The sequence below is a fragment of the Pseudomonas sp. RG1 genome (genome assembly GCF_025910115.1).
Taxonomy (GTDB): domain Bacteria; phylum Pseudomonadota; class Gammaproteobacteria; order Pseudomonadales; family Pseudomonadaceae; genus Aquipseudomonas; species Aquipseudomonas atacamensis.
The window spans coordinates 66,550-84,228 of the sequence record NZ_JAPCIK010000019.1; the positions used below are offsets into that span (position 1 = coordinate 66,550).

20 protein-coding genes are annotated in these 17,679 nt (G+C 61.2%); 8 read left to right on the top strand and 12 right to left on the bottom strand.

The window, feature by feature from the left end; all coding sequences use genetic code 11:
• Window positions 1-113: 113 nt before the first annotated feature.
• A complete protein-coding gene (locus OK411_RS11700) occupies window positions 114-593 on the bottom strand; it encodes a copper chaperone PCu(A)C (RefSeq protein WP_136494217.1) in 480 nt (159 codons plus the stop codon).
• Window positions 593-1,198 carry an SCO family protein gene (locus tag OK411_RS11705; protein ID WP_016774221.1) on the bottom strand — a complete coding sequence of 202 codons (606 nt, stop codon included), beginning with the start codon at window positions 1,196-1,198 and terminating at the stop codon, window positions 593-595. The genes OK411_RS11700 and OK411_RS11705 overlap by 1 nt, the downstream gene beginning before the upstream one ends.
• A gap of 273 nt (window positions 1,199-1,471) precedes the next feature.
• On the opposite strand from OK411_RS11705, the gene OK411_RS11710 reads away from it, so the two are divergent.
• The 3 genes from OK411_RS11710 to OK411_RS11720 all read left to right on the top strand — a co-directional run bounded on the left by OK411_RS11710 (window position 1,472) and on the right by OK411_RS11720 (window position 3,502).
• Window positions 1,472-2,398: a Gfo/Idh/MocA family protein gene (locus tag OK411_RS11710; RefSeq protein ID WP_264364918.1), complete on the top strand. Its 927-nt coding sequence runs from the start codon at window positions 1,472-1,474 to the stop codon at window positions 2,396-2,398.
• 129 nt (window positions 2,399-2,527) lie between these two features.
• Window positions 2,528-3,157, top strand: coding sequence for an isochorismate family cysteine hydrolase YcaC (gene ycaC / locus OK411_RS11715; RefSeq protein WP_264364919.1), 630 nt, complete (start codon window positions 2,528-2,530; stop codon window positions 3,155-3,157).
• 144 nt (window positions 3,158-3,301) lie between these two features.
• Window positions 3,302-3,502, top strand: a complete 201-nt coding sequence (locus OK411_RS11720; RefSeq protein WP_207807298.1) for a hypothetical protein — start codon at window positions 3,302-3,304, stop codon at window positions 3,500-3,502.
• A 70-nt stretch (window positions 3,503-3,572) separates the two neighbouring features.
• On the opposite strand, the gene OK411_RS11725 is transcribed toward OK411_RS11720, so the two are convergent.
• On the bottom strand, window positions 3,573-4,199 hold the full coding sequence (locus tag OK411_RS11725) for a helix-turn-helix domain-containing protein (RefSeq protein ID WP_016774227.1): 627 nt from the start codon (window positions 4,197-4,199) through the stop codon (window positions 3,573-3,575).
• 46 nt (window positions 4,200-4,245) lie between these two features.
• Here OK411_RS11725 and OK411_RS11730 point away from each other — a divergent pair, with 46 nt between their 5' ends.
• Entirely contained in the window at window positions 4,246-4,941 is a 696-nt protein-coding gene (locus OK411_RS11730; RefSeq protein ID WP_024012509.1) for a B3/4 domain-containing protein, read from the top strand.
• A 549-nt stretch (window positions 4,942-5,490) separates the two neighbouring features.
• Here the strand turns inward: OK411_RS11730 and OK411_RS11735 are convergent.
• Window positions 5,491-6,228: an SDR family oxidoreductase gene (locus OK411_RS11735; protein WP_024012510.1), complete on the bottom strand. Its 738-nt coding sequence runs from the start codon at window positions 6,226-6,228 to the stop codon at window positions 5,491-5,493.
• Window positions 6,229-6,354: 126 nt separating this feature from the next.
• A complete protein-coding gene (locus OK411_RS11740) occupies window positions 6,355-7,236 on the bottom strand; it encodes a helix-turn-helix domain-containing protein (protein ID WP_264365069.1) in 882 nt (293 codons plus the stop codon).
• Window positions 7,237-7,494: 258 nt separating this feature from the next.
• Between OK411_RS11740 and OK411_RS11745 the strand changes: the two genes are divergently transcribed.
• Both OK411_RS11745 and OK411_RS11750 read left to right on the top strand, forming a co-directional pair.
• On the top strand, window positions 7,495-8,259 hold the full coding sequence (locus OK411_RS11745) for an SDR family NAD(P)-dependent oxidoreductase (protein WP_264364920.1): 765 nt from the start codon (window positions 7,495-7,497) through the stop codon (window positions 8,257-8,259).
• Window positions 8,260-8,433: 174 nt separating this feature from the next.
• Window positions 8,434-9,351 (top strand): AraC family transcriptional regulator, encoded by a 918-nt coding sequence (locus OK411_RS11750; RefSeq protein WP_125915957.1) that lies wholly within the window; start codon window positions 8,434-8,436, stop codon window positions 9,349-9,351.
• Here OK411_RS11750 and OK411_RS11755 read toward each other — a convergent pair whose 3' ends face one another.
• Entirely contained in the window at window positions 9,352-10,281 is a 930-nt protein-coding gene (locus OK411_RS11755) for a LysR family transcriptional regulator (protein ID WP_264364921.1), read from the bottom strand.
• A gap of 94 nt (window positions 10,282-10,375) precedes the next feature.
• Window positions 10,376-11,086 (bottom strand): SDR family NAD(P)-dependent oxidoreductase, encoded by a 711-nt coding sequence (locus OK411_RS11760; RefSeq protein WP_016774234.1) that lies wholly within the window; start codon window positions 11,084-11,086, stop codon window positions 10,376-10,378.
• A gap of 265 nt (window positions 11,087-11,351) precedes the next feature.
• Here OK411_RS11760 and ycaC (OK411_RS11765) point away from each other — a divergent pair, with 265 nt between their 5' ends.
• Window positions 11,352-11,981, top strand: a complete 630-nt coding sequence (gene ycaC / locus OK411_RS11765; protein ID WP_016774235.1) for an isochorismate family cysteine hydrolase YcaC — start codon at window positions 11,352-11,354, stop codon at window positions 11,979-11,981.
• Window positions 11,982-12,174: 193 nt separating this feature from the next.
• On the opposite strand, the gene OK411_RS11770 is transcribed toward ycaC (OK411_RS11765), so the two are convergent.
• The 3 genes from OK411_RS11770 to OK411_RS11780 all read right to left on the bottom strand — a co-directional run bounded on the left by OK411_RS11770 (window position 12,175) and on the right by OK411_RS11780 (window position 14,429).
• Window positions 12,175-12,873, bottom strand: a complete 699-nt coding sequence (locus tag OK411_RS11770; protein ID WP_319636908.1) for a tRNA (adenine(22)-N(1))-methyltransferase — start codon at window positions 12,871-12,873, stop codon at window positions 12,175-12,177.
• Between the two features lie 130 nt (window positions 12,874-13,003).
• On the bottom strand, window positions 13,004-14,053 hold the full coding sequence (locus OK411_RS11775) for an NAD(P)-dependent alcohol dehydrogenase (protein ID WP_264364923.1): 1,050 nt from the start codon (window positions 14,051-14,053) through the stop codon (window positions 13,004-13,006).
• A 148-nt stretch (window positions 14,054-14,201) separates the two neighbouring features.
• Window positions 14,202-14,429: a hypothetical protein gene (locus OK411_RS11780; RefSeq protein ID WP_110645810.1), complete on the bottom strand. Its 228-nt coding sequence runs from the start codon at window positions 14,427-14,429 to the stop codon at window positions 14,202-14,204.
• Between the two features lie 164 nt (window positions 14,430-14,593).
• Here OK411_RS11780 and OK411_RS11785 point away from each other — a divergent pair, with 164 nt between their 5' ends.
• A complete protein-coding gene (locus OK411_RS11785; protein WP_136494225.1) occupies window positions 14,594-14,803 on the top strand; it encodes a DUF2945 domain-containing protein in 210 nt (69 codons plus the stop codon).
• Here the strand turns inward: OK411_RS11785 and OK411_RS11790 are convergent.
• Both OK411_RS11790 and OK411_RS11795 read right to left on the bottom strand, forming a co-directional pair.
• Window positions 14,800-16,053: an NAD(P)/FAD-dependent oxidoreductase gene (locus OK411_RS11790; RefSeq protein WP_264364924.1), complete on the bottom strand. Its 1,254-nt coding sequence runs from the start codon at window positions 16,051-16,053 to the stop codon at window positions 14,800-14,802. The genes OK411_RS11785 and OK411_RS11790 overlap by 4 nt on opposite strands.
• Window positions 16,043-17,635: an aldehyde dehydrogenase (NADP(+)) gene (locus OK411_RS11795; RefSeq protein ID WP_136494227.1), complete on the bottom strand. Its 1,593-nt coding sequence runs from the start codon at window positions 17,633-17,635 to the stop codon at window positions 16,043-16,045. The genes OK411_RS11790 and OK411_RS11795 overlap by 11 nt, the downstream gene beginning before the upstream one ends.
• Window positions 17,636-17,679: the final 44 nt, after the last annotated feature.

The window sequence follows — 17,679 nt, forward strand, 5'->3', positions numbered from 1 at the left end:
TAAAGCAAGCTTTCCATTCGGTCAGAGCATCGCTTCCATAAAAAACGGGGCGGCACGATCATCGATCAAGCCGCCCCGCTTATTTGTCGGGCGAACAGTCTTTCAGTCAGCGATCAATGCATCTTGCTGTGATCGTGGCCGCCCATGTTGGTCAGCGCGCGAACCGGTGCTTTGACTTCGATGGTTTCTTTCTCGCCCTTGGCGTTTTCCACGGTCAGGGTCAGCGGCACGCTGTCGCCTTCCTTCAACTGACCGCTCAGGCCCATCAGCATGACGTGGTAGCCGTTCGGATCGAAGCTGACAGCTTTGCCAGCCGGCAGCTCAACTGATTTCACCGGGCCCATGGTCATGACGTCGTTCTTCATGCTCATTTCATGAATCTGCACGTCATTGGCCACTGGCGAGGCAACGCTGAGCAGCTTGCTGTCGCTGTCGGCAGTGACGGTCATGAACGCGCCGCTGGCGGACTGGGTCGGCACGGTGGCACGGACCCAGGCGTCGTCGACTTTGGTCTGCGCCGACGCCTGAAAGGCCAGGCCGAGCAGGGACAGTGCACATACGGTGCGTTTGAGGTGATTCAGAACGGGATGCATCAGCAGACCTCCATAACAGTAAGCAAATCTTCCGTGCACTCTTGGGCTGTCAGCGAAGTGGACAGGCCCAGGCGCAACTCACCACGCGAGTCGTAGACATAGCTGGTGGACGTATGGGAGATGGTGTAGGTGTCGCCGGCCGGGACTTTCTCGTAGAACACGTCGAATTCCTTGGCGGTGGCCTTGGTTTCCTCAAGCGTCCCGTACAGCGCGACGAAGCTCGGGTCGAAGGCTTTGACGTAGGCGTCGAGGATCTGCGGCGTGTCGCGTTCCGGGTCGAGGGTGATGAACACCACTTGCAAACGGTCGCCGTCGCGGCCCATCAGTTTTTTGATCTGTGCGGCGCGGGCCAAGGTAGTGGGGCAAACGGCCGGGCACTGGGTGAAGCCGAAGAAGATCATCGGCATCATCCCGCGAAAGCTCGACAGCGACATGGTTTCGCCTTCGGGATTCTTCAGCTTGAATGTGCGTCCGAGAATCTTGTCGCTCAGATCCTTGCCGTACTTGTACGACAGTTGGCCACGGGTATCGCAACCGGCGAGCAGGCCGAGCCCGAGCACGCCCATTCCCGCAAGTACCTTGCGGCGAGTCAACAAAGCCGTCATCTAATACCGCCTTTTGCAGCCCGCCAGTCGGCAGGACTGGCGAGGGGTTAACCGTAAAAGCGCCGCATGATAGCAAACTGAGGCTGATCGCCGGCTGCCGATCGCCGCGCGGTGCGGGAGTGGACGACAAAAGGTGTAAGAAGAAATGACGAATAAGCCATGCGTTCGCCGCGATCAAACTTGATTTAAATAGTATGACGATTGGAGGCGGGCGCAGAAACACGTACTCTTGCCGCTGCGCTGCAAAGACCAAAACAACAACAGGAGTCTGTAATGCAACCGATTCGTCTCGGCCTGGTGGGCTACGGCAAGATCGCCCAGGATCAACACGTTCCCGCCATCCTCGCCAACCCGGCGTTCCAGTTGGTGGCGGTCGCTACCCAGGGCAAACCTTGCGCCGGGGTGGAGAACTTCCAGTCGCTGGGCGAACTGCTCGAAAACGGCCCGACTGTCGACGCAATTGCGTTCTGCACGCCGCCACAGGGGCGCTTCGCACTGGTGCAACAGGCGTTGGCGGCCGGCAAGCACGTGCTGGTGGAAAAACCGCCCTGTGCGACATTGGGCGAGGCCATGGCCCTGGTCGATCAAGTCGCCGATCAAGGCGTCAGCGCTTTGTTCGCCTGGCATTCACGCTACGCACCGGGCATCGCCGCCGCCCGCGACTGGCTTGCCAGCCGCACCCTGCAACGCGTGCAGATCGACTGGAAGGAAGACGTGCGCAAGTGGCATCCGGGTCAGGCATGGATTTGGCAACCGGGCGGCCTCGGCGTCTTCGACCCGGGAATCAACGCGCTGTCGATCGTCACCCACCTGCTGGCGCTGCCGCTGTTTGTCGAAGCCGCCGAAATGCGCGTGCCGAACAATTGCCAGTCGCCGATTGCCGCCTCGATCAAAATGTCTGATGCACATCAGCTCGACGTACGAGCCGAGTTCGATTTCGACCATGGCCACGATGAACTGTGGAGCATCGAAATCCGCTGCGTCGAAGGCGTCCTGCGCCTGGACAATGGCGGCGCGGTGCTGAGCATCGACGGCGTGCGCCAAAGCGTCTTGGAGGAGGGCGAGTACGCAGCGGTCTACCGCCACTTCCAGCAATTGATCAGCGACAAGGCCAGCGACCTGGATCTGCAACCGTTGCGCCTGGTGGCGGACAGTTTCTTTGTCGGTAGTCGGGCGTTGGTTGAACCGTTCTACGATTGAAGTGGATTGTCCGGTTTGAGTGGACGGTGTAACCCTTTTCAAGCGATTTATCCCTTTGCTGTGCGTCAGTAATCTGTACCCAACTTGAACGCAACAACAAAACTCCAAACTTGAAAAGGGACGCACACCATGACCACTCCAACCTACAACCGCCTGAACAAAGACGACGCTATCGTGCTGCTGGTTGACCACCAGACCGGTCTGATCTCGCTGGTGCAGGACTTCTCGCCGAACGAGTTCAAGAACAACGTGCTGGCGCTGGCGGATCTGGCCAAGTTCTTTGACCTGCCGACCATCCTCACCACCAGCTTCGAACAAGGCCCGAACGGCCTGCTGGTGCCGGAGCTGAAAGAGATGTTCCCGGACGCGCCGTACATCGCTCGTCCAGGCCAGATCAACGCTTGGGACAACGAAGACTTCGTCAAGGCAATCAAGGCCACCGGGCGCAAGCAGATCATCATTGCCGGTGTGGTCACGGATGTCTGTGTAGCGTTCCCGACGCTGTCGGCGCTGGCGGAAGGGTTTGATGTGTTCGTGGTCACCGATGCGTCCGGCACCTTCAACACCACCGTGCAACAAGCCGCATGGAGCCGCATGACTCAGGCCGGCGCGCAGATGATGAACTGGTTCTCGGTGGCCTGTGAGCTGCACCGCGACTGGCGCAACGACATTGAAGGTCTGGGTAACCTGCTGTCGCAGCGCATTCCCAACTACCGCAACCTGATGAACAGCTACTCGGCGTTGACGCAGCAGAAGTAAGCGTTAAATCCAAAGCGAAAGCCTGCCTCGAAAGCAGGCTTTTTGCGTTTTCTACAGAACGCCGTTCGTCCATTGTCGGGCACTTGTCACGCAAGGGCATTTCACACGTTCAGGTACTTATCGCTGAACACCTCGGAGAACGACATGGACATTGATGAAAACGCACCGGGCAACCAGTCGCAACAAGCCGTGACGCGCCCCACCGACAATGAGACCGGGCACGATCCCAAGCGCGAAAACTCCGAGGTGCCTTTGCCGCCGGACGATGAGGCGCCTGTAGAAGAAGACATGTCGGATGTGGATGCGGCCAATTCGGTTTCGACGGAGCATCCGCCGTCACGCTGACCGTGCTGTTTGAAGGGGAACGCTCCCTGTGATGGTCAACCCGGACAGTTCCCTCTCCTCGGGGAGAGGGCTAGGGTGAGGGGCTTTCCCTGGCACCCTGATGCAGTTCAGTCACCGACATCGTGAAAACCAGTTTCGCTCGCCCATGGTTGGCATACCCATGCGCCACATCGGTCCGCGCCACCGCCGAACACCCAGGCCCGACAATCAGCTCGGCATCGCCAACGTGCAAATGCAACGTGCCTTTCTCGACATGAAACAGCTCTGTGGTGCCATTCGGGTGACCGGCTGAAGAAAACGACTCGCCGGGAAACAATTCCCAGCGCCACAACTCGAGCATGTTCGGGCCGCTGGTGCCGGCCAGCAGGCGCGCCGATCCGCCCAGTTCACCGGTCCACAGCGTGGGGATGTCATCACTGTCGATCAGATGCGCCGCCGGAGTGTCGGCGACATTGACGAAGTCCGCCACGGACAAGCCCAGCGCTGCGGCGATTTTGCACAATGTCGCGATGCTTGGGTTGGCCGAGCCTTTCTCGATCTCGACCACCATGCCTTTGCTCACGCCCGAGCGTCGGGACAGTTCGTCGAGGGTGATGCCCTGTTGTTTGCGCGCCTGTTTGAGCGTGCGCGACACCGCCGCGCTGACGGTCTCGACGTCGGCGCCGGCTTCGGTCGATATATTGACTTTCTTGGTCATTGATCGCTAGCATCGTTTGAAATTCGGGTATGAGGGGGATTCTGGGATGCTGTCTGTCGTGCCGTCAATCGATCCGGCTGTTGCGCAACTCGCGCCGGGCTTCAGAGCGCTGAGTATTGTCGTGCAAGCGGCGCCGATTACTCAGGCATACGTGGCCGGTGAAGCACTGGCCAAAGCCTGCCAGATCGTCGCCGACGGTGGCCCGTCATGGGCGCCCGCGCACTTGCAGGCCTGGGCGGACGTGTTTCGCCAGTTCGGTGCCAAGCCGCAGCGCACGCCTTGCTCGGCCGAGGCTCTGCGCAAACGGGTGTTGCGCGACGGCGAGTTGCCGAGCATCGATCCGGTGGTTGATCTGTACAACGCCATCAGCCTCGAGTACGCGATTCCGGTCGGCGGCGAGAATGCGCAAGCCTACATAGGCTCACCGCGTCTGGTCGTCGCCGATGGCAGCGAACCGTTCGACACGATGAAAGAAGGTCTGCCCGCGCATGAGTTTCCGGACGCCGGCGAAGTGGTCTGGCGCGATGACCAAGGCGTGACCTGCCGGCGCTGGAACTGGCGCCAAGGCGTGCGAACTCGCCTCGATGCGCAGGCGCAGCACATGTGGTTCATCCTCGAAAGCCTTCCGGCCATGCCGCTGGAAGCGCTGACCGAGGCCGGCGACAAGCTCATCGAAGGCCTGCAGCAAATGATGCCCGGCGCCGAGATCGAAAGCATGTTGATCGGGCCGGGAGCGCGTTAGGTTAGATATGAGTGCCAGCCCATTTCGTCAGCGGCACCGCGATTCCCTGTGGGAGCGAGTCTGCTCGCGAAGACGGCGGCACATTCAACATCTTTGCCGGCTGATCCAGCGCTTTCGCGAGCAGGCTCGCTCCCACAATGTTCCGTGTTGACCAATGATTTGGTGGTGCCACAAAAACCCTGTGGGAGCGGGCTTGCCCGCGAAGACGGCGGTACATTCAACATCTTTGCCGGCTGATCCAGCGCTTTCGCGAGCAGGCTCGCTCCCACAATGTTCCGTGTTGACCAATGATTTGGTGGTGCTACCACCTCTGTGGGAGCGAGTCTGCTCGCGAAGGCGGCGTCACATTCAACTTCATATTCGCCTGAACCACCGCTTTCGCGAGCAGGCTCGCTCCCACAATTTTTCCGTGTTGACCAATGATTTGGTGGTGCCACAAAAAACCTGTGGGAGCGGGCTTGCCCGCGAAGACGGCGGCACATTCAGCATCTTGCCGGCTGACCCAGCGCTTTAGCGAGCAGGCTCGCTCCCACAGATTGACTCCGGGTCTCAGTAGGGGCTCGCGGTCGGGCGGACGATCAGTTCGCTGACGTCCACGTCCGCCGGTTGTTCGACGGCATACGCAATCGCGCGGGCGATGGCTTCGGCGGGGATGGCGATCTTGCGGAATGACTTCATCTCTTCGCGGCCGCCTTCATCGGAAATGCTCTCGGCCAGTTCCGATTCAGTCACGCCCGGTGCGATGACGGTGACGCGGATATCGCCACCGACTTCCTGACGCAAGCCTTCGGAAATCGCCCGTACGGCGTATTTGGTCGCGCAGTACACCGCCGCAGTAGGGCTCACCGCGTAAGCACCGATCGAGGCGATGTTGATGATTTGCCCGGCGCGCTGGCGCTGCATCAACGGCAGGCTGGCGGCTATGCCGTGGAGTACGCCACGGATGTTGACGTCGATCATGCGGTTCCACTCATCGACCTTCAGCGCATCCAGCCGTGACAACGGCATGACCCCGGCGTTGTTGACCAGCACATCGACGCGGCCGTAGTGCTCCACGGCAAAATCGACGAAGCGCTGCACATCCTGCTGATCGGTGACGTCCAGTGCGCGGAACTGCGCGTGGCCACCGGCGCCGTTGATCTCTTCGGCAATCACGGCCAGACGCTCGGTGCGCCGTGCGCCCAACACCACTTTGGCGCCACGTTCGGCGAGCAGGCGTGCGGTTGCTTCTCCGATGCCGCTGCTGGCGCCGGTAATCACGATCACTTTGTCTTGAATGTTCAGCATGATGTCGTCCTCTTCTGTGTGCCCGTGAGTGGGCTTGGAAGAAGATTAAGTGCGGGGGCGCATGGGCTATTAATCGATTCCTCCACGGGATTTGCCCAATTCTGCTGCGTCGCTTTTCGACAGGTTTCAGGCCCCGCGTGGCGCATCGCGGTAGGCGCTCGGGGTGACGCCGACTTCACGGCGGAACACCTGGGAAAAGTGGCTGGGGCTGGAGTAGCCAACCTCCAGGCCGATGTCGATCACGCTGTGGGCGGTTTCCAGCAACAGATGACGCGCGCGGCTCATGCGCAGGCGGATGAAGTATTGCGAGGGCGATAAACCGGTGGCGCGCTTGAAGGTGCGGCTGAAGTGGTAGTCGCTCAGCCCGGCGATGGCGGCCAGATGACTGAGACTGAAATCCTCCGCCAGATTCGCATTCATGGCTTCGATCACCCGGCGCAGTTTGTAGGCGGGCAGGGCGTTGTCGCGGCGCGGGTTGCTGCCGGGGTCGAGGTAATGACGCAGCAGATGGATCGCCAACGCCTGAGCCAGGCTGTGCACCAGCAGTGCGCTGGGTTGGCGCTGTTCGGTCAGTTCGATGCGCAGTTGCTCAAGGATGAAGCTGACCTGCTCGTCACGCGCACCGGACACATCGACAAACGTCACTGCACCGGCCTGTTCGCCGAACGCTTCGCGCGCCGCTTGTTCGATCAGGCCCAGACCGAGGTAGAGGTGCATGACTTCGAAGACCTCACAGCCTTCGGTTTGCCAGCGCATTTCATAGGGTTCGCGAGTGTTGGTCAGGAAGAAGTCGCCCGCCGTGACCTGGCTTGCCTGCCATTCTCCGCCCAACGAACGTTCTTCGACCCGGGCAGTGCCGGCCAATACCAGCACCAGCAGCGGTTCGGCCACGCAGGGCACGCGGATCGGTTCGAGCAGAGTCTGATGGCGGAACAGTTGCACCACTGCATCCTTGATCTGCGGCCGCGGCGTGGTCGTTTCCGCAACACCGGGCAGATGCTCCGGCATGGCTTCGGCGGCGATGCGCGCGGGCTGGCTGATTGTCGGTGTAGCGGGGCTGGCAGAGGGCACAGGACGCTCCATGAAAAGCTTCGGCTGCGAATGATTTTGCAGGTTAGGGCGGGCGAATGAGAAATTCCAGCGCAAAACTCCGACAGTCCCGGCAATCGCCCGAAAGCCCGGCGGCGGACAGTGCGCGACAGTGAAGCCGTGTTTACGAGCGCGCCATCAGGCGCAACACCGATTCGCTATCGAGGAGTTAAAACCATGACTGATTTCAACCACACCCTGCCACAAGAAGTCGCCGGTAAAGTTGCACTGGTCACTGGCGCGGCCAGTGGCATCGGCAAGGCGATTGCGCTGATGCTGCACGCTCGCGGCGCCAAGGTGATTGCCGAAGACCTCAACCCGGCTGTCGTAGAACTGGCTCGTCCCGATCTGGTGCCGCTGGTGGCGGACATCACCGAGGACGGCGCCGCCGAACGTGCAGTAGGCCTTGCCGTCGAGCAGTTCGGGCGCCTGGATATTCTGGTCAACAACGCCGGGATCATCATCAACAAAGCCGTGATCGACATGAGCCGCGACGACTGGGAAAAGATCCAGGCAGTCAATGCCACGGCCGCCTTCCTGCACTGCCGCGAAGCGGTCAAGGCGATGATCCCGAACAAGTCCGGCGCGATCGTCAATATCGCTTCCTATGCGTCGTACTTTGCCTTTCCGACCATTGCCGCTTACACCGCCTCGAAAGGTGCGCTGGCGCAATTGACCCGCACGCTGGCCCTGGAAGTCATTGAACACGGCATTCGCGTCAACGCCATCGGCGTCGGCGATGTGGTGACCAATATCCTCAATGACGTGGTCGAGGACGGTCCGGGCTTCCTCGCCCAGCACGGCGAAGCGGCGCCGATCGGTCGGGCGGCGCAGCCGGAAGAAATCGCCGAAATCGTCACCTTCCTCGCCTCCGACCGCGCCAGTTTCATGGTCGGCTCGGTGGTCATGGCCGATGGCGGCATGACGGTAACGGCAGGTTGATAGTGGTGTGAGAAGCCAAGGGCGCGTGTGATAACGCGTCCATGGCTTTGCCACGATCACGAGCACGCAGAATCAGGCAAATCTGCAGCATCTTTGAACTAGTCGCCGCTGGGTAAAACTGGCTAATCTTCCTCCGCAGTTGACCCACCTTCGTCTGCATTCGAGACCCTTTGCATGGATAACCACGACGCTTCCATCCTCCACGACACGGCGGTGTATCGCGCCGAACTGGTGCGCCTGCTGACTCAACGCTTTGACGCGCCGGGCACCTACGAAACCGCGATTGCGCCACTGCACGTGATCCGTCTCGATGGCCCGACCGAGCTGATTCACGTTGTGCACCGGCCGGCGCTGTGCCTGATCGTGCAGGGGCGCAAGGAAGTCGGGTTGGGTGACGAACGCTTCCTCTACGACCCGCTGAATTATCTGGTGGTGTCGGTGACGTTGCCGGTGTCGGGACGGGTGATCGAAGCCTCGCCCGAGGCGCCGTATTTTTGCGTACGGCTGGATTTCGATCCGGCGCAACTGACGCAACTGATAGCCGAATCGCCGCTGACCGGCATGCCACAGGACGCCGGTCGCGGGATGTTTCTCGACAAGATCGACGTGACATTGCTCGATACCATGCTGCGTCTGGTGCGCCTGCTGGATAATCCACGCGACATCGGCATGCTCGCGCCGATGGCGTTGCGCGAGCTGTATTACCGCCTGCTGCGCGGCCAGCACGGGCATCTGCTGTATGAAATCGCCGTCAGCGATTCGCAGACCCACCGGGTCACGCGCGCTATCGACTGGCTGAACAAGAATTTCACCGAGCCGCTGCGTATCGACGCGCTGGCGCAGGTGGCCAACCTGAGCAACTCGGCGCTGCATCACCGCTTCAAAGCCGTCACCGCGATGAGCCCGCTGCAATATCAAAAACAGCTGCGCCTGCAAGAGGCGCGGCGGCTGATCATCAATGAAGGGCTGGACGTCTCGAGCGCCTGTTACCGCGTCGGCTACGAAAGCGCTTCGCAGTTCAGCCGCGAATACAACCGCCAGTTCGGCTGCCCGCCGTCGAAGGAACTCAGCCGCCTGCGTCAGACCGGTTGATTACCGCGGGTGTCCCGCCCATTCATCACGAAACCCCAACAGAAAATCCACAAACGCCCGCACCCGTTGCGGCACATAGCGGCCGTGCGGGTAGAGCAGGGTGTAGGGGCGCGAACGTCCGGCGTACGGCTGCAGCACTTCAATCAGGCGGCCATCGGCGAGTTCCTGCTCGACGATGAACCGGTAAGTCTGAAACAGCCCGGCGCCGTGCTTGGCCAGCGTCACACCGCCGAGCACATCGTCGGAACAGGAATAGCCACCGTCGGAAATCACTTCCAGGTCCCGGCCGTTTTCCTGAAACAGCCAGGAAATCCGCCGCCCGCTGCTGGGCAATTCGAACTGGATGCACTCATGCGCGATGATATCGTCCAACGTCTGCGGCGTGCCGGCTCTATGCAGATATTCGGGGGCGGCGACCACCACCAGGGCGGCGTCTTCCAGCAGGCGCGCGATCAGGGTCGAGTCCGGTTGCGCGCGCACGCGTATCGCCAGGTCGTAGCCCTCTTCAACGAAGTCGATATTGCGGTTGCCCAAGTGCACGTCGACCGTGACCTCGGGGTACAACGCGCGAAATTTCGGCAGCAGCGGCAGGATGCGGTGATGCCCGTAGGTGGTTGGCAGGCTGATGCGCAGTCGACCCGATGGCGAAGTCTGCGCGCCCATGACTTCCTGCTGCGCTTCGACCAGTTGCGTCAGCGCCTGGCTGCACTGTTCGAAGAAGCTGCGGCCGGCGTCGGTGAGGCGGATGCTGCGCGTGGTGCGCGCGAACAGTCGCGAACCCAGGCGTTGCTCCAGACGCAGAATTGACCGGCTCACCGCAGCGGGCGTGACCCCGGCCAGTTGCGCGGCGGCGGTGAAGCTGCCGGCTTCGGCGGCCAGGCAGAACAGTTCGATACTGCCTAACTGCAAATCTTCAAAATGGCGTTTCATTGTGGCTCGCACCGAGGATCGACGGACGTTCATCCTCTGTGTACCACAACCAACGACGCCGCCGGTATCCACCGGCGGCGTTGCAGGGTTTCGATCAATGGCCGGCGCTCTGGCCACCGTCGACATGCAGGATCTCGCCAGTGACGAAATTGGCGCCGTCGAGGTAGAGGATCGCTTGCACGATGTCGTCGATTTCGCCCATGTGGCCGACCGGGTGCAGGCTGCCCAGCGCCTGATGGGTTTCCTCGGCGTGCATCGGCGTTTTGATGATGCCCGGCGACACGGCGTTGACCCGAATCCCGCGCTTGGCGTACTCGATCGCCAAGGATTTGGTCGCGGCGTTGATGCCGCCCTTGGTCAGCGACGCCAATACCGAAGGCACGCCGTCGATTGCATGATCGACCAGGCTGGTGGTCACGCTGACGACGTGGCCGCTGCCGTGTTTTTCCATCTCGGCGATGGCCAGTTGCGAGATGTAGAAGAAACCACTCATGTTGGTCGCCACGACCTGGGCATAGTCCGCCTGACTGTAAGCGGTGAACGGCTTGGCCAGAAAGATCCCGGCATTGTTGACCAGCGTATCGACGCGACCGAAGCGGGCAACAGCGGCGCGAATCACGCGCTCGGCGGTTTGCGGATCGGCAATGTCGCCGGCGACGGTCAGGACATCCGGGTCGCTCGATTCTTTGATCGAGCGCGAGGTAGCGACCACTTGATGGCCAAGGGCGCGAAAGCCTTCGACCAGACCTGCACCAATGCCTTGTGAAGCGCCGGTGATGACAACTACTTTTTTCGATGTGCTCATGATGATTTCCTCTGTCGCTGGCCCGTCAGGATGGCGGGTGGCTGTTGGAGGAGACTTTAGGAAGTTGTGCCGAGTTGATAAATGGGGGCTGAGGTACATCATTTGTACTGTGGTGTATCTAATCAGAGCGGACCTCAAATGATTGTCCCGTTTGAGTGGACGGTGAAACGCTTTTCAGCCGATTTATCCCTTTGCTGTGCGTCAGTAATCTGTACCCAACTTGAACGCAACAACAAAACTCCAAACTTGAAAAGGGACGCACACCATGACCACTCCAACCTACAACCGCCTGAACAAAGACGACGCTATCGTGCTGCTGGTTGACCACCAGACCGGTCTGATCTCGCTGGTGCAGGACTTCTCGCCGAACGAGTTCAAGAACAACGTGCTGGCGCTGGCGGATCTGGCCAAGTTTTTCGACCTGCCGACCATCCTCACCACCAGCTTCGAACAAGGCCCGAACGGCCCGCTGGTACCGGAGTTGAAAGAAATGTTCCCGGACGCGCCGTACATCGCTCGCCCAGGTCAGATCAACGCTTGGGACAACGAAGACTTCGTCAAGGCGATCAAGGCCACCGGTCGCAAGCAGATCATCATCGCCGGTGTGGTAACGGATGTGTGTGTAGCGTTCCCGACCCTGTCGGCGCTGGCAGAAGGCTTTGATGTGTTTGTGGTCACCGATGCGTCCGGCACCTTCAACACCACCGTGCAGCAAGCCGCATGGAGCCGCATGACTCAGGCCGGCGCGCAGATGATGAACTGGTTCTCGGTAGCCTGTGAGCTGCACCGCGACTGGCGCAACGACATTGAAGGCCTGGGTAACCTGCTGTCGCAGCGCATTCCCAACTACCGCAACCTGATGAACAGCTACTCGGCGCTGACGCAGCAGAAGTAAGTTCACCACCCACGAAAAAGCCTGCTTTTAACAGCAGGCTTTTTGTTTTTCCGACGGCTGCGGCCAACTTGGTTGCTGTGTAGCTTGACCCACCGCTTTCGCGAGCAGGCTCGCTCCCACAGTTGACCGTGTTCCCTCAGGAGAAATGCAATTTCCTGTGGGAGCGAGCCTGCTCGCGAAGACGGCGGCACAGTCACCCGAGCAATTCACTGATCCACTGCATCTCTTGCTTCAGCGCAAGAATTTTGTCCTCCGGCAGCGCTTGTTGCGCTCGCGTAAACTGCCCCAACGTCTTCTGCCGCTGCTTCAGCCTGCGTTGCCATTTGTGCAGAAATGCCGGGCAGCGTGCCTGCAGGTGCAGCGGACCGAAAAACAGTTCCCTGGCATCGTAAGTCACCGGATCAGAGGCCGGCTCGGCAACGATAATTTCGTAGTCGAAGCGGTTCTCATGCAGCACCTCTTCACAGACGATGCGGTAGCCGTTGTCCATCAACCATTGGCGCAGCGCTTGCTCGCCGCCGTTGGGCTGCAGGATCAATCGTTCGTGGCCGCTGAGATGGGCTTTGCCACTGTCGAAAATATCGCGAATGGTTTCGCCGCCCATGCCGCACAGGGTGATGGCGCTGATGGCGTCGTCAGGTTTGATTGCCGCCAGGCCGTCGGCCAGACGCACGCTGATCTGGCCTTGCAGGTCGTTGTCATTGACGGTGCGTTGCGCTGCGTGGAATGGCGTCAACGCGACCTCGCCAGCCACCGCCGCTGTAATAAGTCCTCGGCGCATCAGGGCAACGGGCAAATAGGCGTGATCGGAACCGATATCGGCCAGTCGTGCGCCGACCGGCACGTGAGCGGCGACGCGTTCAAGGCGCATGGACAATGTCTGTTGGTTCAACGGCGACCCCTGTTCACCCAGCGGTGGAAAAAGGGGTGCGACTCTGGCGAGCAACGCAGGCGCTGTCAAATCGCGCCGATGGAATCCTTCAAGCCATCGGCAGCACGGCGCTGCCGATGGACGTTGGCGCTTAGCCGGCGAGCGTTGCGTTGTCGATGACGAAGCGGTATTTCACGTCGCCCTTGAGCATGCGCTCGTAGGACTCGTTGATCTGATCGGCGCGGATCAACTCGATGTCGGAAACGATGCCGTGCTCGGCGCAGAAATCCAGCATTTCCTGAGTTTCGGGAATGCCGCCGATCATTGAACCGGCAATGGTGCGGCGCTTGGTGATCAGGTTGAACACGTTCGGCGACGGATGCGGCGATGCGGGCGCTCCGACCAGGGTCAACGCGCCATCGCGCTTGAGCAGCACGAGGAACGCGTCGAGATCGTGCGGCGCTGCGACGGTATTGAGGATGAAGTCGAAACTCTTGGTGTGTGCTGCCATTTCCTCGGCATTGCGCGACACCACCACCTCATCCGCACCCAGCGCCTTGGCCGCTTCACGCTTGGATTCGGAGGTAGTGAACGCGACCACGTGGGCGCCCATGGCGTGGGCCAGTTTGATGCCCATGTGACCCAAGCCACCGATGCCGACCACGCCGACTTTCTTGCCGGGGCCAGCGTTCCAGTGGCGCAGCGGCGAGTAGGTGGTAATGCCGGCGCAGAGCAGCGGCGCGACGGCGGCCAGTTGCGCCTCGGGATGACGGATGCGCAACACATAGCGCTCGTGCACGACGATGTTTTGCGAATAGCCGCCGAGGGTCCAGCCCGGTGCGTCCGGGGTCGGGAAATTGTAGGTGCCGATCATGCCGTCGCAGTAATTTTCCAGACCGGATTCGCAGTCATCGCACTGCTGGCAGCTGTCGACGATGCAACCGACACCGACCAGATCGCCGACCTTGTAGTTTTTGACGTGATCGCCAACCGCCGAGACGCGGCCGACGATTTCATGGCCGGGCACGCAAGGGAATTGCGTACCAGCCCATTCGGCGCGCACCTGATGCAGGTCGGAATGGCAGATGCCGCAGAAGGCGATATCGATCTGTACGTCGTGCGCCGCCGGGGCACGGCGGTTGATCTGCATCGGCTCAAGAGGTTTGTCGCCAGCGTGGGCGCCATAGGCTTGTACGAGCATGTGAGCATCCTCCATGGGGTTGTCGGACGCCCATTGTTGCGCCTGGGGCGGAGCGCGAAGTAGTGCATTTCTGTGAAATGCTTGCCTGATTCTGCTGTTGATTGCGCAACCGAAAGGCAGCCGCATGGCGACGGCTGCCTTTTCAGGCTCAACGCGGATTGGGCTGGTCGTCCATCTCGGCGTTATCGGTTTCCTGACGTACGCGCTCCGGATCCAGACCGGTATCGTCATCATCCAGCGGGATTTCGCCCTCGTTGTCGGGCAGTTCGTCGATGCCGCGTTCCTTCATCGGATCGACCTCGGTACGCCCCGGACTCAGCGGGTCGGGCGTGGTTGGGAGCGGATCGTCACCTTGCTTGCCTTGATCGTTGTTCATCTCACACCTCGTCATTGCCGTTTTCTATGGCTTGTGGAAGTTGGAGGTGCGGGCGATTTTCGCCGTTCGATTTTTTTGCCTGCCTTCGGTCGCCTCTCAAAAAAGCGGAATTTCTCCGACGCGCGCGGCTCCATAAACCAACAGCCAGAGGCGAGGAGGCAATGATGAGCAGTTCATTCAAAGTCGGCGATGCGGTGCGCTGGAAATCCGAGGCCGGCGAGATTCACGGCAAAGTGGTCAAGGTGCACACCCGCGACACCGAGTTCATGGGCCGCCACCGGCCGGCTTCGAAAGACGCGCCGCAGTACGAGGTCAAGAGCGACAAGACCGGCCACCTGGCCATGCATCACGGCGACGCGCTGAAGCACGCTTAGAAACGTGCCAGTCGGTAGGCGTCGACACTCGGCAGCGCGAGAGCCGCGCCTGAGACCATCTGCCCGATCAATTCCGCCGTCAGCGCCGCTTGAGTCAGGCCCAGATGCTGGTGACCGAAGGCAAGCAGGACCTTGCCGTCGCAAACCTGATCGATCACCGGCAGCGAATCCGGCAGCGACGGGCGAAAGCCCATCCACGGCGTCGCGGCATCAGCGTTCAGGTCCTTGCGAAACAGACCTTGGCTCAGGCGCTGCAATTGCCAGGCGCGTGCCATGTTTGCTGGCCGCTCCAGCCCGGCGAACTCGACTGTGCCGGCCAGGCGCAGGCCATCGCGCATGGGCGTCATGATGAATTTGCGTTCCAGTGAGGTGACGGGGAAGGGCAGGCGATCATGCTCGTGCGGCAGCATCAGGTGATAGCCGCGTTCGGTGTCCAACGGTACTTGCTTGCCGGTCAGCGCGGCGGTGAGTGTCGCCGAATGCGCACCGCAGGCCAGTAACACGCGGCTGGCCGTCACACCGCCGTTGCCCGTCACCAATAAAACGCCGTTTTCCTGCACGTAGCCGCCTTGAACCTGCTGCTTTAGAAAACTCACGCCGCTGCTGCGAGCCGCTTCGACCAGTGCGCAGACCACCCGATAGGGATCAAGGAAATGCCCTGTGCGCGGGAAAAACAGTCCGCCCTGAATCTGTTCGCTGAGCTGCGGCGCCGTTTCGCGGATCGCACCGGCCTGCCAGTAATCCACCGGCACCTGCTGCTGATTCAGGCGTGCCTGCAAGGCTTCGATGGCCTGACGGGATTCAGGTTTTTCGAAGACCAGTAACGAGCCGTCAACCTTGAGCAGATCCGTGCGCTGGATATCGCTGAGCAAGCGCTGCCACGAGTCGAGACTGCTTTCATTGAGCGCGCGCAGGCCGGCGACGGTTTTCTGAAAAGGTTCAGACCGCAGATTCAGCAGCAAGCGGGTGAACCACGGCAGGGCGCGCGGCAGGTATTTCCAGTCCAGACGCAGCGGCCCCATCGGGTCCATCAGCATGGCTGGCAAACGCTTGAGGATCGACACATCAGCAATCGGAAACACTTGCTCGGTAGCCAGATGCCCGGCGTTACCGAACGAAGCGCCATGCCCCGGTTCCTGCTGATCGATGACCACCACGCGCAAACCCTGGCGGGCCAGGCGCAGTGCGCAAGCCACGCCAATGATCCCGGCGCCGACCACGGCGATGTCGTGCGAAGGATTATTCGCCATGGCGTGTCGCTTCCCGTTGGCCATCGAGCAAGCGCCGAAGGTTGAGCGGATTGGTCTGTTGCAGCGCCGTTGGCAGCAGACTGTCGGGGAAATCCTGATAGCACAGCGGTCGCAGGAAACGCAGGATCGCCGCAGTGCCCACCGAGGTGCTGCGCGCATCCGAGGTCGCCGGGTAAGGCCCGCCATGCACCATTGCATCGCAGACTTCCACGCCGGTCGGCCAGCCATTGACCAGCAAGCGACCGGCCTTGCGCTCCAGGGTTGGCAGCAACGAACGCGCCAGTGCAAGGTCGGCGTCATCCATGTGCAGGGTAGCGGTCAGTTGGCCTTCCAGATGTGCGCAGACCTGACGGATTTCTTCGTCACTGCTGCATTGCACGATCAGCGCTGTCGCGCCGAAGACCTCGGCTTGCAAGCTTTGATCGGCAAGAAAATCCGCTGCATCGGTGCTGAAGACATGCGCCTGACACTGATTCGGGCCGCCGCCGACTTGGCCAACCGCTACCGCGCGTGCACGGGGATTGCCTTGCAGTGCCGTCACGCCTGCTTGATAGGCACCGAAGATGCCGGGCGTGAGCATGGTTTGCGCCGCGCTGCGCGGGATCAGTTCCGCTACCGCGCTGAGGAACCCGTCGAGCGCCGGGCCTTTGCGGGCAATCAGCAATCCCGGGTTGGTGCAGAACTGCCCGGCGCCCAATGTCAGCGACGCGACAAACCCTTCGGCCAGCGCCTGCGCGCGATTTTCCAGCGCGGCGGGAAACAGCAAAACCGGGTTGATCGAGCTCATTTCCGCATACACCGGGATCGGCTCGGGCCGCGCTTGCGCAGCTTTCATCAAGGCCAGACCGCCAGTGCGCGAGCCGGTGAAACCAGCGGCTTTGATGCGCCAGTCGCTGACCAATGCGATGCCGACTTCGTAGCCAGAATCGAACAACAAGGAAAACACGCCCTCGGGCAGAGCGCAGGCTTTGACCGCTTGCGCGACTGCGCGGCCGACCAGTTCGCTGGTGCCCGGATGGGCGCTGTGCGCCTTGACGATCACCGGGCAACCGGCCGCCAGTGCTGCGGCGGTGTCGCCACCGGCCACGGAAAATGCCAGCGGAAAGTTGCTCGCGCCGAACACCGCGACCGGCCCCAAGGCAATCTGCCGCTGGCGCAAGTCGGAGCGCGGCAGCGGTTGGCGTTGCGGTTGCGCACTGTCGACGCGCACGTCCAGCCATTCACCGGCGCGCACGGTACGGGCGAACAGGCGCAATTGCGAGCAGGTGCGGCCACGTTCGCCCTGAAGGCGTGCAGGCGGCAGACCGGTTTCGGCGTGGGCGCGTTCGATCAGTTCATCGCCAAGGTTTTCGATGTGCTCGGCAATGCTTTCGAGAAATGCCGCACGGGCGCTCAGGCTGGTTTCGCGATACGCATCTTGCGCCGCACAGGCCAGGGCGCAGGCCTGTTCCACCTGTTCGGCTGATGCCCCGGCGAACTGCGGTTCAAGTGCCTGGTTGGTCGCCGGATCAATCCCGCGAAAGGCCGGACGATTGCCCGCCACGGATTGTTGGCCGATCAGCATGTTGCCCGTCAGAGTCATGGTGTCTTCCTGTGAAATGAGCGAGGCCTGCCGCGAATCGTGAT

What these genes read in the sequence shown, in the direction of transcription:
- OK411_RS11700 (WP_136494217.1), bottom strand. Translation starts at nt 593, where the DNA reads ATGCATCCCGTTCTGAATCACCTCAAACGCACCGTATGTGCACTGTCC.
- OK411_RS11705 (WP_016774221.1), bottom strand. Translation starts at nt 1,198, where the DNA reads ATGACGGCTTTGTTGACTCGCCGCAAGGTACTTGCGGGAATGGGCGTG.
- OK411_RS11710 (WP_264364918.1), top strand. Translation starts at nt 1,472, where the DNA reads ATGCAACCGATTCGTCTCGGCCTGGTGGGCTACGGCAAGATCGCCCAG.
- ycaC (WP_264364919.1), top strand. Translation starts at nt 2,528, where the DNA reads ATGACCACTCCAACCTACAACCGCCTGAACAAAGACGACGCTATCGTG.
- OK411_RS11720 (WP_207807298.1), top strand. Translation starts at nt 3,302, where the DNA reads ATGGACATTGATGAAAACGCACCGGGCAACCAGTCGCAACAAGCCGTG.
- OK411_RS11725 (WP_016774227.1), bottom strand. Translation starts at nt 4,199, where the DNA reads ATGACCAAGAAAGTCAATATATCGACCGAAGCCGGCGCCGACGTCGAG.
- OK411_RS11730 (WP_024012509.1), top strand. Translation starts at nt 4,246, where the DNA reads ATGCTGTCTGTCGTGCCGTCAATCGATCCGGCTGTTGCGCAACTCGCG.
- OK411_RS11735 (WP_024012510.1), bottom strand. Translation starts at nt 6,228, where the DNA reads ATGCTGAACATTCAAGACAAAGTGATCGTGATTACCGGCGCCAGCAGC.
- OK411_RS11740 (WP_264365069.1), bottom strand. Translation starts at nt 7,236, where the DNA reads ATGCCGGAGCATCTGCCCGGTGTTGCGGAAACGACCACGCCGCGGCCG.
- OK411_RS11745 (WP_264364920.1), top strand. Translation starts at nt 7,495, where the DNA reads ATGACTGATTTCAACCACACCCTGCCACAAGAAGTCGCCGGTAAAGTT.
- OK411_RS11750 (WP_125915957.1), top strand. Translation starts at nt 8,434, where the DNA reads ATGGATAACCACGACGCTTCCATCCTCCACGACACGGCGGTGTATCGC.
- OK411_RS11755 (WP_264364921.1), bottom strand. Translation starts at nt 10,281, where the DNA reads ATGAAACGCCATTTTGAAGATTTGCAGTTAGGCAGTATCGAACTGTTC.
- OK411_RS11760 (WP_016774234.1), bottom strand. Translation starts at nt 11,086, where the DNA reads ATGAGCACATCGAAAAAAGTAGTTGTCATCACCGGCGCTTCACAAGGC.
- ycaC (WP_016774235.1), top strand. Translation starts at nt 11,352, where the DNA reads ATGACCACTCCAACCTACAACCGCCTGAACAAAGACGACGCTATCGTG.
- OK411_RS11775 (WP_264364923.1), bottom strand. Translation starts at nt 14,053, where the DNA reads ATGCTCGTACAAGCCTATGGCGCCCACGCTGGCGACAAACCTCTTGAG.
- OK411_RS11780 (WP_110645810.1), bottom strand. Translation starts at nt 14,429, where the DNA reads ATGAACAACGATCAAGGCAAGCAAGGTGACGATCCGCTCCCAACCACG.
- OK411_RS11785 (WP_136494225.1), top strand. Translation starts at nt 14,594, where the DNA reads ATGAGCAGTTCATTCAAAGTCGGCGATGCGGTGCGCTGGAAATCCGAG.
- OK411_RS11790 (WP_264364924.1), bottom strand. Translation starts at nt 16,053, where the DNA reads ATGGCGAATAATCCTTCGCACGACATCGCCGTGGTCGGCGCCGGGATC.
- OK411_RS11795 (WP_136494227.1), bottom strand. Translation starts at nt 17,635, where the DNA reads ATGACTCTGACGGGCAACATGCTGATCGGCCAACAATCCGTGGCGGGC.